Here is a 9,993-nt window from a genome sequence, read left to right as displayed (position 1 = left end):
AAAGTGATATCCGGTATTAGACCTCGTTTCCAAGGCTTATCCCAGAGTGCAGGGCAGATTACCCACGTGTTACTCACCCGTTCGCCACTCATCCCCGGCCGAAACCGGTTCAGCGTTCGACTTGCATGTGTTAAGCACGCCGCCAGCGTTCGTCCTGAGCCAGGATCAAACTCTCCAACAATGAACAGTTCAATCGAGGCAAAATACTTGCTCTCAAAGGAAACCCCGACGAGGGGGTTTCAAATATAAGCTCTACTGGCTTAGTTCACTAGCACACTGTTGAGTTCTCAAGCAACACACCCCGAGTTCACCGCGTTCCAGCGGCTCGCTCGAAGCGAGTCATTCCTAGCAGTTTTTGGTGGGACACCCACTCAATCGCGATCCGCGAGAGCTTGGTTCGTGTCCCGGCGGCCACCCGGTTTCCCTGGCGACTTGGAGAACTTTACACCCCCTCCAAGGGCCCGAAACAGGGGGGTCCCTTAACCGCGTTCCCGCAGGTCAGGGCCCTGTTTCGGACCTCCGGGGGCCGGTCAGCCGCCGAGGGCGACGCCGGCGACGTTCCGCTTGCCCTTGCGGACGACGAGCCACTTGCCGTGCAGGGCGTCGCCCGGGGCCGGCTTCCACTCCTCGTCCGCGATCTTCACGTTGTTGACGTACGCGCCGCCCTCCTTGAGCGTGCGGCGCGCGGCGCCCTTGCTGTCCACCAGTCCCCCGGCCAGCAGCAGGTCGACGATCGTCGGCTCGCCCGACGGGTCGACCTTGCCGTTCGGGACCTCGGCCATCGCCGCGTCGAGGGTGCGTTCGTCCAGGTCGCCGAGCTCGCCGCGGCCGAAGAGGGCCTGGCTCGCGTTGATGACCTGCCGGGTCTGCTCCTCGCCGTGCACCAGGACGGTGAACTCCTCCGCCAGCCGCTTCTGCGCGGAACGCAGGTGGGGGCGCTGTTCGGTGTCCTCGGCCAGCGCGGCGATCTCCTCCTGGCCCAGGAACGTGAACATCCGCAGGTAGCGGATGACATCAGCGTCACCCACGTTGACGAAGTACTGGTACCAGGCGTACGGCGAGGTCATCTCCGGGTCGAGCCAGAGGTTCCCGCCACCGGTGGACTTGCCGAACTTGCGGCCCTCCGCGTCGGTGACCAGCGGCGCGGTCAGCGCGTGCACGCCCGCGCCGTCGGTCCGGCGGATCAGGTCGACGCCGCCGACGAGGTTGCCCCACTGGTCGGACCCGCCGACCTGCAGCTTGCAGCCGTACTGGCGGTGCAGCTGCAGGTAGTCCTGCGACTGCAGGAGCAGGTAGCTGAACTCGGTGTACGACATGCCGTCGCCTTCGAGCCGGCGCTTCACCGTCTCCCGGTTGAGCATGACGTTGATCGAGAAGTGCTTCCCGACGTCGCGCAGGAACTCCAGCGCGGTCTGCTGCCCGGTCCAGTTGAGGTTGTTCTCGACGATCGCGCCGGTCGGCGAGTCGTCGAAGTCCACGAACCGCTCGAGCTGGCCGCGGATGCGCCCGGCCCACTCGGCGACGACGTCGAGGGTGTTCAGCGTGCGCTCACCGGTGTCGCGCGGGTCGCCGATCATCCCGGTCGCGCCGCCGGCCAGCACGATGGGCCGGTGCCCCGCGCGCTGGAAGCGCTTGAGCATGAGCAGCGGGACCAGGTTGCCGGCGTGCAGGCTGGGCGCGGTCGGGTCGAAGCCGCAATAGAGCGTCACGGGACCCTGGTCGAGCTCGCGCCGGAGGGCGTCGATGTCGGTGGACTGCGCGATCAGGCCGCGCCAGGACAGCTCGTCGAGGATGTGTTCGCTCACGCCTGTAGATCCTCCCGCACCAGGTCAACCGACTAACTGGCGGGTCGCACCCGGCGCTTCCCGCCCCGCCGGTAGGTCGACACCGCGGGCGAGCCGTCGACCCAGAACCGCCACGGCGTCTCCATCGCCATCGCGACGCCGACGCGGGGACCGGAGCGGATCTGCTCGTCCGGCACCCGCTTGCCCGCGTACAGCCGCACCGGCGACGCCGGGTCGGTCAGGTCGACGCCGTTCTCCGCGCGGTCGATGCGCAGCACCGACGTGAGGATCGCCGGCCCCTTGGCCAGCTCGCCGGTCCCCCGGGCGTTCGGCCGCCGCTTGCGGACGACGTCGAGGCCGGTGACGACCTCGCCGGCTCGCAGCAGCACCGCGCCCGCGACGCCGTCGTGGGAGCCGACGATGTTCGCGCAGAAGTGCATCCCGTAGACGAAGTACACGTACAGGTGACCCGCCGGACCCCACATCACGGCGTTGCGCGGGGTCCGGCCGCGGTAGCAGTGCGACGCCGGGTCGTCTTCGCCGCGGTAGGCCTCGACCTCGACCAGCCGGACGCCGACGGTGCCGTCCGGACCGTCGGCTTCCAGGACCGAGCCGAGCAGCAGCCGGGCCAGGTCGACGGGATCGAGTGCCAGCTCCTCGCGCGTGAACAGCCGGTCGCTCAACACCACTCCCCTCGTCCCGGTGACCCGGCCGAGCCTAACCAGCGGGTCAGCCGAGCCACTGGCGGGCCGCGGTGACGCGCTCCTCCAGCCGGTCGCGCTGTTCGGCGACGCGCTCCGGCGCCGTCCCGCCCCGGGCGTTGCGGGACTTCACCGAGCCTTCGACGGTGAGGACCGCGCGCACCTCGGGCGTGAGCGCCGGGTTGATCTTCTCGAACTCCTCGTCGGTGAGCTCGTCCAAGCCGACGCCACGAGCCTCGGCGACGCGAACGCTTTCGCCCGCCGCTTCGTGCGCGACGCGGAACGGCACGCCCTGGCGCACCAGCCACTCCGCGATGTCGGTGGCCAGCGTGAACCCGGCCGGCGCGAGCTCGGCGAGCCGGTCGGTGTGGAAGGTCAGGGTGGCGAGCATGCCCGCGATCGCCGGGAACAGGAGCTCGAGCTGCTCGACCGAGTCGAACACCGGCTCCTTGTCCTCCTGCAGGTCGCGGTTGTAGGCCAGCGGCTGCGCCTTCAGCGTGGCGAGCAGGCCGGTGAGGTTGCCGATCAGCCGGCCCGCCTTGCCGCGGGTCAGCTCGGCGACGTCCGGGTTCTTCTTCTGCGGCATGATCGAACTGCCGGTCGCCCAGGCGTCGTCCAGCGTCACGTAGCCGAACTCGGCGGTGTTCCAGATGATCACCTCTTCGGCGATCCGGGACAGGTTGACCGAGAGCATGGCGACGGCGAACGCGAACTCGGCGACGAAGTCACGCGAAGCGGTGCCGTCGATCGAGTTCTCGACGCTGGTCGTGAAGCCCAGCTCCGCGGCGACGGCCTCCGGGTCGAGGCCCAGCGACGAGCCGGCGAGCGCGCCCGAGCCGTACGGCGACTCGGCCGTGCGGGCGTCCCAGTCCTGCAGCCGCGAGACGTCGCGAAGCAGGGCCTGGCCGTGAGCCATCAGGTGGTGCGCGAGCAGCACCGGCTGGGCGTGCTGCAGATGCGTGCGGCCGGGCAGGATCGCGTCCGGGTGCCGCTTGGCCTGCGAGACCAGCGCGTCGACGACATCCAGGGTGCCGGCGACGACCCGGCGGGCGGCGTCGCGCAGCCACATCCGGAACAGCGTCGCCACCTGGTCGTTGCGCGACCGGCCGGCCCGCAGCTTGCCGCCGAGCTCGGTGCCCGCCCGCTCGAGCAGGCCGCGCTCGAGGGCCGTGTGCACGTCCTCGTCCGCGATCGTCGGGGTGAACGCCCCCGACGCGACGTCCTTGGCCAGCGCGTCCAGCGCGGTCAGCATGCCCGTCAGCTCGTCTTCGGTGAGCAGGCCCGCCTTGCGCAGCACGCGGGCGTGCGCGCGGGAGCCGGCGATGTCGTAGGGCGCCAGCCGCCAGTCGAAGTGCGTCGACGCGCTCAGCGCGGCCATGGCCTCCGCCGGACCGCTGGCGAACCGGCCGCCCCACAGCTGGACCGGCTGCTCGTTCCCGCTCACTGTTCTCGCTTCTCCTCGGTTTTCAGGTGTTCAGGCGACCGTGATCCGGCCGTCGTACAGGACCAGGCGGACACTGGCACATCCGCGGCCGGTCCGCCGTTCGAGTGCGGCGCACGCTTCGCCGCGGCCGATCCGCTGCGCCTCGCCGCGCGCGCTCAGCATCCGGCGGGCTTCGGCGACGGAGACGGTCTCGCCGTCGATCGCCACCGGGATCCCGTGGTCGAAGGTGATCACGACCTCGTCCGGCGCGAGGAACTCGCCCTCGGCCGGGAAGATGTCGGCGAGAGCGGTCATGACGACCCTTCGTCCGCCGATCGCTGGGCGAGAGCGGCGAAGCGCTCCGCGAGTTCTTTGCCCGTCAGGGGTTCCCGGGCGATGACCGCGACCGTGTCGTCCCCGGCGATCGAGCCGACGACCTCCTCCAGGGCGGCCCGGTCGATCGCGCTGGCGAGGAACTGCGCCGCGCCCGGCGGGGTCCGCAGCACCATCAGGTTGCCGGACGAGTCCGCCGAGACCATCAGCTCGGCCAGCAGCCGGGAGAGCCGCGACGTCCCGCCCTGCACCCCGCGGACCGGGCTGCCGTCCTCGGGGATCACGTAGACCGGCGCCCCCGAGTCCGGACCGCGCAGCTTGACCGCGCCGAGCTCGTCGAGATCGCGCGACAGCGTCGCCTGCGTGACCTCGATGCCTTCGGCGGCCAGCAGCTTGGCCAGCTCGGTCTGGCTGCGGATGGTCATGGTGGACACCAGTTCGGTGATCCGCGCCTGCCGCCCCACCCGGCTGCTGGTCATCGCCGGCTCTCTTCGAAGAGCCAGACCAGCAAGGCCTTCTGGGCGTGCAGGCGGTTCTCGGCCTCGTCCCACACCGCGCTGGCCGGGCCGTCGATCACCTCGTCGGTGATCTCCCAGCCGCGGTGCGCGGGCAGGCAGTGCAGCACGATCGCGTCGTCCGCCGCTTTCTTGAGCAGCTCGGCGTTGACCTGGAGCGCCCGGAACGGCCCGACCCGGTCGAGGCCGTCGTTCTCCTGCCCCATCGACGTCCACGTGTCGGTGACGAGCACGTCCGCGCCGCCGACCGCCTCGTACGGGTCGGTGAAGACGGTGGCCGTGCCGCCGGTCTCCTCGCCCCGCTTCTTGGCGTCGAGCATGACCTGCTGGTCGGGCTGGAACCCGAGCGGCGAGACCACCCGGACGTGCATCCCGGCGGTGACCCCGGCGAGCAGCAGCGAGTGCGCCATGTTGTTGGCGCCGTCACCGAGGTAGACCAGCGTCAGCCCGGCGAGCTTCCCCTTGCGCTCCCGGATGGTCATCAGGTCGGTGAGCGCCTGGCACGGGTGGAACTCGTCGGTGAGCGCGTTGACCACCGGGATCGACGCCGCGGAGGCCATCGCCTCGATGCGCTTCTGGGCGAAGGTCCGCCACACGATCCCGTCGACGTACCGGGACAGCACGCGCGAGGTGTCTTCGATGGTCTCCTCGCGGCCGAGCTGCATCGAGCGGCCGTCGACGATCACCGGGTGCCCGCCGAGCTGGCTGATGCCGACCTCGAACGAGAACCGGGTGCGCGTCGAGTTCTTCTCGAAGATCGCCGTGATCGACTTGCCCGCCAGGGTCTTGGTGCCCAGCGGGTCGGCCTTCAGCGCGTCGGCGAGGTCGAGGATGGCCTTCTGCTCGGCGGGACTGACGTCGTCGTCGCGGAGGAAGTGGCGGAGCATCAGTCGGAGTCCTTCGTGGTGGAGTCGAGCGCGTTCGGGAGTGCGGCGAGGAAGCCTTCGACCTGCTCGCCGTCGAGCACGAGCGGCGGCGCGAGCCGGATCGTCTCCGGGGCGATCGGGTTGACGAGGTAACCGGCGTCCTGGACGGCCTTCGCGACCGCCGCCGAGACCGGCTGCTTCAGTGCGATGCCGAGCAGCAGGCCGGCCCCGCGCACCCCGGCGACCAGCGGGTGGCCGAGCGCCTCGACGCCGGCCGCGATGTCCTTGCCCAGCGCGGAGACGTGGTCGAGGAGACCGTCCGCGGCGATGGTCTTCAGCACGGCCAGGCCGGCGGCGCAGCACACCGGGTTGCCGCCGAAGGTCGTGCCGTGGTGGCCCGGCTTGAGCAGGTCGCCCGCCGCGCCGACGCCGATGACCGCGCCCAGCGGCAGCCCGCCGCCGAGGCCCTTGGCCAGGGTGATCACGTCCGGGACGATGCCGGCCTGCTGGTAGCCGAACCAGGTGCCGAGCCTGCCGATGCCGGTCTGCACCTCGTCGAGCACCAGCAGCGTGCCGGTGGCCTTGGTGATCTCGCGGGCGGCCTGCAGGTAGCCGTCGGGCGCCGGGAACACCCCGGCCTCGCCCAGCACCGGCTCGAGGAAGACGGCCGCGGTGTCGGTGTCCACGGCGGCCTTGAGCGCCGCGACGTCCCCGTACGGGACGTGCTCCACCCCGGGCACCAGCGGCTTGAAGGGGTCGCGCTTGCCGGGCTGGCCGGTGAGCGTCAGCGCGCCCATGGTCCGGCCGTGGAACGCGCCTTCGGCGGCGATCACCTTGGTGCGCCCGGTCAGCCGGCTGATCTTCAGCGCGGCTTCGTTGGCCTCGGCGCCGGAGTTGACGAACAGCACCCGGCCGTTGCCGGCGAGGCCGGCGACGTCGAGCAGTGCTTCGGCGAGCTCGACGGCGACCGGGTTGACGTACAGGTTCGAGGTGTGGCCGAGCTGCTTGATCTGCGCGGTGACGGCTTCGACGACCGCCGGGTGGGCGTGGCCCAGTGCGTTGACGGCGATGCCGCCGAGCAGGTCGACGTACTCCTTGCCGTCGGCGTCCCAGACCTTCGCGCCTTCACCGCGCACGAGCGTCAGCGCCGGGGTGCCGTAGTTGTCCATCAGGGCGGACTGCCAGTGCTGCTGGCCGTCCACATTGGACTTGAGGTCGGTCACGGGAGCTCCGTTTCGGGGAAGACCATGGTGCCGATGCCCCTCGAGGTGAAGACTTCCAGGAGCACCGAATGGGCGAGGCGGCCGTCGATCACGTGCGCCCGGCGCACGCCGCCGCGGATGGCGCGCACGCACGCCTCCATCTTCGGGATCATGCCGCTGGCCAGGCCGGGCAGCATGGTCTCGAGGCGGTCGACGCGGATGCGGTCGATCAGCGACGACCGGTCGGGCCAGTTCGCGTACAAGCCCTCGACGTCGGTGAGCACGACGAGCTTTTCGGCGCCCAGCGCGGCCGCCAGCGCGCCCGCCGCGGTGTCGGCGTTGACGTTGTGCACGACGCCCTCGACGTCCGGGGCGACGGTGGAGACGACCGGGATGCGCCCGGCGTTGACGATGTCGAGCACCGCGTCCGGGTTGACCTCGGCGACCTCGCCGACCAGCCCGATGTCGACCTGCTCACCGTCCACAGTGGCTTGCTTGCGCTCGGCGGTGAACAGCCGCGCGTCTTCGCCGGAGATGCCGACCGCGTACGGGCCGTGGGCGTTGATCAGCCCGACGAGCTCGCGGCTGACCTGGCCGGTGAGCACCATCCGGACGATGTCCATCGTCTCCGGCGTGGTGACCCGGAGGCCGCCCTTGAACTCGCCTTCGACGCCGAGGCGGGTGAGCATCGCCGTGATCTGCGGGCCACCGCCGTGGACGACGACCGGGCGCAGGCCGGCCAGCCGCAGGAACACCATGTCCTCGGCGAAGGCCGCCTTCAGCTGGTCGTCGATCATGGCGTTGCCGCCGTACTTCACCACCACGGTGGCGCCGTGGAAGCGCTGCAGCCAGGGCAGCGCTTCGATCAGGACCCCGGCCTTTTCGGCCGCCGTCGCGAGTCTTTCGTCCGCGGAAATCAGAGCCTCCTGGTTCATGAGGAGTACGCGCTGTTCTCTTCGACGTAACCGTGGGAAAGATCCGTGGTGTAGACGGTGGCCGCTTCGGTGCCGACGCCGAGGTCGACGACGATCTCGATCGCCCGCGCGGTGAGGTCCGCCGCGGTCCGGTCGGCGGCAGGCATGCCCTGGGCGAACAGGGTGACGCCGTTGATCGTGATCGACACCGTCTCCGGGTCGATCCGGGCCGGGACCCGGCCGAGCGCCATGGCGATCCGGCCCCAGTTGGGATCGGAGCCGAAGAGCGCGGTCTTGACCAGGTTGTCCTCGGCGATCGTGCGGGCGACCGCGATCGCGTCGGTCTCGGACTCGGCGCCCTGGACGGTGATGTTGACGTCCTTCGTGGCGCCTTCGGAATCCGCGCGCAGCTGCAGCACGAGGTCGAGGCTCACCTTGGTGAGCAGCTCGGTGAGTTCCAGTTCGGTCGGCTCGACCCCGCTGGCGCCGGACGCCAGGACCAGCACGGTGTCGTTGGTGGACGTGCCGCCGTCGACGTCGAGCCGGTCGAAGGTCACGCGGGTCGCCGCGCGCAGCGCCCGGTCGAGGGTTTCCTTGTCCACCACGGCGTCGGTGGTCAGGACCGAGAGCATGGTGGCGAGGTTCGGCGCGAGCATGCCCGCGCCCTTGGCGAAGCCGCCGACGCTCCAGCCGCCGTCGTGCTTCGCGAAGGCCTGCTTCGGTTTCGTGTCGGTGGTCATCACGCCGGTGGCCGCGTTCAGGCTCGCTTCGGCGCTCGCGTCCAGCGCTTTGAAGGCGGTGTCCACGCCGGACAGGACGGCGTCCATCGGCAGCCGCTCGCCGATCAGGCCGGTGGAGCAGACCGCGACCTCGATCGCGCCTGCCTGCAGGACTTCGGCGACCTTTTCGGCGGTGGCGTGGGTGTCCTGGAAGCCGCCGGGCCCGGTCGCCGCATTGGCGCCGCCCGAGTTGAGGACGACGGCCTTGAGCCGCTGCTGCTTCAGCACCTCCTGCGACCACAGCACCGGCGCGGCCTTGATGACGTTGCGGGTGAACACGCCGGCCGCGACGTCCAGCGGGCCGTCGTTGACGACCAGCGTGAGGTCGAGCGCGCCGGAAGCCTTGATCCCGGCGGCGACGCCGGCGGCGCGGAAGCCCTGGGGGCCGGTGACGGTCACGGTGCCACTCCTACGGTGGAAAGGCCGGTGGTCTCGGGGAGGCCGAGGGCCAGGTTCATCGACTGGACGGCACCGCCGGCGGTGCCCTTGGTCAGGTTGTCGATCGCGGCGACGACGACCAGGCGCTTCGCGTCGGCGTCGACCGTGACCTGCAGCTGGACGTTGTTCGAGCCGAGCGTCGCCGACGTCGTCGGCCAGGCGCCGGCCGGCAGCAGCTGGACGAACGGCTCCGCGTCGTAGGCCTTCTCGTAGGCCTCGCGGACCGCGGCTTCGTCGACGTCGCCCTTCAGCGGCGCGCTCGCCGTGGTGAGGATGCCGCGGGGCATCGGCGCGAGGACCGGGGTGAAGGACACGGTGACCCGCTCCCCCGCGACGGCCGAGAGGTTCTGCGCGAACTCCGGGGTGTGGCGGTGGGCGCCGCCGACGCCGTACGCGCTCGCCGAGCCCATCACCTCGGAGCCGAGCAGGTTCGGCTTGAGGCTCTTGCCCGCGCCGGAGGTGCCGGTGACCGCCACGACCGTGACGTCCGACTCGATCAGCCCGGCGGTGAACGCGGGCGCGAGGGCCAGCGACCCGCCGGTCGGGAAGCAGCCGGGCACGGCGACGCGCTTGGTGCCGGCGAGCCGCTCGCGGGCGCCGGGCAGTTCCGGCAGACCGTACGGCCACTGGCCGGCGTGCTCGCCGCCGTACCAGCGCTGCCAGTCGGCCGGGTCGGCCAGGCGGTGGTCGGCGCCGAGGTCGACGACCAGGACGTCCGGGCCGAGCTGCGCCGCGATCTCGGCGGAGTGCCCGTGCGGCAGCGCCAGGAAGACGACGTCGTGCCCGGCGAGGGTCTCCGGCGTCGTCTCGGCGAGGACGCGGTCGGCGAGGGGGACGAGGTGGGGCTGGTGGACGCCGAGTCTGGTGCCCGCGCTGCTGGCGGCCGTGAGTGCGCCGATCTCGACCTCGGGATGGGTCAGCAGCAGGCGCAGCAGTTCGCCACCCGCGTACCCGCTGGCTCCGGCCACCGCGATGTTCACCGTCATACGCATGATTATGCACGCCCTTGCAAGGCTAAACAAACAGGTTTACCGGGAA

General features: G+C 70.8%; 10 protein-coding genes and 1 rRNA gene. All 11 read right to left on the bottom strand.

Translation table 11 applies throughout. The features are described from left to right. A 16S ribosomal RNA gene (locus tag EIY87_RS25435) occupies positions 1 to 181 on the bottom strand; the annotation flags it as partial. A 349-nt stretch (positions 182 to 530) separates the two neighbouring features. Further along, positions 531 to 1,805: a tyrosine--tRNA ligase gene (gene tyrS / locus EIY87_RS25430; RefSeq protein WP_125312398.1), complete on the bottom strand. Its 1,275-nt coding sequence runs from the start codon at positions 1,803 to 1,805 to the stop codon at positions 531 to 533. A gap of 32 nt (positions 1,806 to 1,837) precedes the next feature. Continuing rightward, positions 1,838 to 2,470 carry a DNA-3-methyladenine glycosylase gene (locus tag EIY87_RS25425; protein ID WP_191984262.1) on the bottom strand — a complete coding sequence of 211 codons (633 nt, stop codon included), beginning with the start codon at positions 2,468 to 2,470 and terminating at the stop codon, positions 1,838 to 1,840. 43 nt (positions 2,471 to 2,513) lie between these two features. Then, on the bottom strand, positions 2,514 to 3,929 hold the full coding sequence (gene argH, locus EIY87_RS25420) for an argininosuccinate lyase (protein ID WP_125312396.1): 1,416 nt from the start codon (positions 3,927 to 3,929) through the stop codon (positions 2,514 to 2,516). A 30-nt stretch (positions 3,930 to 3,959) separates the two neighbouring features. Then, entirely contained in the window at positions 3,960 to 4,223 is a 264-nt protein-coding gene (locus tag EIY87_RS25415; RefSeq protein WP_225440039.1) for an argininosuccinate synthase, read from the bottom strand. Further along, the gene (locus EIY87_RS25410; protein WP_125312395.1) at positions 4,220 to 4,720 is read right to left on the bottom strand and encodes an arginine repressor; all 501 of its coding nucleotides are present in this window, start codon (positions 4,718 to 4,720) and stop codon (positions 4,220 to 4,222) included. The genes EIY87_RS25415 and EIY87_RS25410 overlap by 4 nt, the downstream gene beginning before the upstream one ends. Then, complete coding sequence (gene argF / locus EIY87_RS25405; protein ID WP_125312394.1) at positions 4,717 to 5,643, bottom strand: ornithine carbamoyltransferase; 927 nt, start codon at positions 5,641 to 5,643, stop codon at positions 4,717 to 4,719. Before argF ends, EIY87_RS25410 begins: the two co-directional genes overlap by 4 nt. Next, on the bottom strand, positions 5,643 to 6,845 hold the full coding sequence (locus EIY87_RS25400; RefSeq protein WP_125312393.1) for an acetylornithine transaminase: 1,203 nt from the start codon (positions 6,843 to 6,845) through the stop codon (positions 5,643 to 5,645). Before EIY87_RS25400 ends, argF begins: the two co-directional genes overlap by 1 nt. Further along, positions 6,842 to 7,759: an acetylglutamate kinase gene (gene argB, locus EIY87_RS25395; protein WP_125312392.1), complete on the bottom strand. Its 918-nt coding sequence runs from the start codon at positions 7,757 to 7,759 to the stop codon at positions 6,842 to 6,844. Before argB ends, EIY87_RS25400 begins: the two co-directional genes overlap by 4 nt. Continuing rightward, positions 7,756 to 8,916 carry a bifunctional glutamate N-acetyltransferase/amino-acid acetyltransferase ArgJ gene (argJ, locus tag EIY87_RS25390; protein ID WP_125312391.1) on the bottom strand — a complete coding sequence of 387 codons (1,161 nt, stop codon included), beginning with the start codon at positions 8,914 to 8,916 and terminating at the stop codon, positions 7,756 to 7,758. Before argJ ends, argB begins: the two co-directional genes overlap by 4 nt. Continuing rightward, on the bottom strand, positions 8,913 to 9,941 hold the full coding sequence (gene argC, locus EIY87_RS25385) for an N-acetyl-gamma-glutamyl-phosphate reductase (RefSeq protein WP_125312390.1): 1,029 nt from the start codon (positions 9,939 to 9,941) through the stop codon (positions 8,913 to 8,915). Before argC ends, argJ begins: the two co-directional genes overlap by 4 nt. Between the last annotated feature and the right edge of the window lie 52 nt (positions 9,942 to 9,993).

It is taken from the genome of Amycolatopsis eburnea (assembly GCF_003937945.1).
Classification (GTDB): domain Bacteria; phylum Actinomycetota; class Actinomycetes; order Mycobacteriales; family Pseudonocardiaceae; genus Amycolatopsis; species Amycolatopsis eburnea.
This window is presented reverse-complemented; position numbering and strand designations above follow the sequence as displayed.

What these genes read in the sequence shown, in the direction of transcription:
- EIY87_RS25415 (WP_225440039.1), bottom strand. Translation starts at nt 4,223, where the DNA reads ATGACCGCTCTCGCCGACATCTTCCCGGCCGAGGGCGAGTTCCTCGCG.
- EIY87_RS25410 (WP_125312395.1), bottom strand. Translation starts at nt 4,720, where the DNA reads ATGACCAGCAGCCGGGTGGGGCGGCAGGCGCGGATCACCGAACTGGTG.
- argF (WP_125312394.1), bottom strand. Translation starts at nt 5,643, where the DNA reads ATGCTCCGCCACTTCCTCCGCGACGACGACGTCAGTCCCGCCGAGCAG.
- argB (WP_125312392.1), bottom strand. Translation starts at nt 7,759, where the DNA reads ATGAACCAGGAGGCTCTGATTTCCGCGGACGAAAGACTCGCGACGGCG.
- argC (WP_125312390.1), bottom strand. Translation starts at nt 9,941, where the DNA reads ATGACGGTGAACATCGCGGTGGCCGGAGCCAGCGGGTACGCGGGTGGC.